The sequence below is a fragment of the Streptococcus oralis genome (genome assembly GCF_003943825.1).
In the GTDB taxonomy this organism is placed as follows: Bacteria; Bacillota; Bacilli; order Lactobacillales; family Streptococcaceae; genus Streptococcus; species Streptococcus oralis_CD.
Genome location: NZ_RJNJ01000132.1, coordinates 1 through 512, shown reverse-complemented (window position 1 = coordinate 512; position 512 = coordinate 1). Strand labels below are relative to the sequence as shown.

The following is a 512-nucleotide window of genomic DNA, read 5'->3' as shown; positions in this document are numbered from 1 at the left end:
ACTTCACCCTTTATCCCTCTTGTTGATAATGACAATGTCCAGGCAGGTTTTGATGCAACAGAATATTTCATCAAAAAAGGATGCAAGCGAATTGCCTTCATCGGAGGAACCAAAAAACTTTTCGTAACACAAGATCGTCTAATGGGTTATGAGTTAGCTCTTAAACAATACCAACTTCCTATTGATCCAAATCTGACCTACTTTGCGACCGAATTTCTTGAAGATAATGGTTATCGCTTTAGTAAACTTCTCTTCGAACATGATCCAAATATTGATGCTATTATTACTATTGATAGCCTTCTTGCTGCAGGGGTCTGTGATTACATCGCAAAACACCAACTGGATGTCCCTGTCCTCAGCTTTGACTCGGTCAACCCTAAACTGAACTTGGCAGCCTATGTGGATATCAATAGCCTGGAACTTGGACGCGTTTCCTTTGAAACCATTCTCCAGATTATTAACGATGCCAAAAACAATAAACAGATTTGTTACCGCCAGTTGATTGGACACAA

1 protein-coding gene is annotated in these 512 nt (G+C 39.8%); it reads left to right on the top strand.

Annotation, left to right across the window (positions count from 1 at the left end; translation table 11 throughout):
• A partial coding sequence (locus tag D8863_RS10985) for a substrate-binding domain-containing protein (RefSeq protein ID WP_185761495.1) occupies window positions 1–512 on the top strand: 512 nt, incomplete at both ends.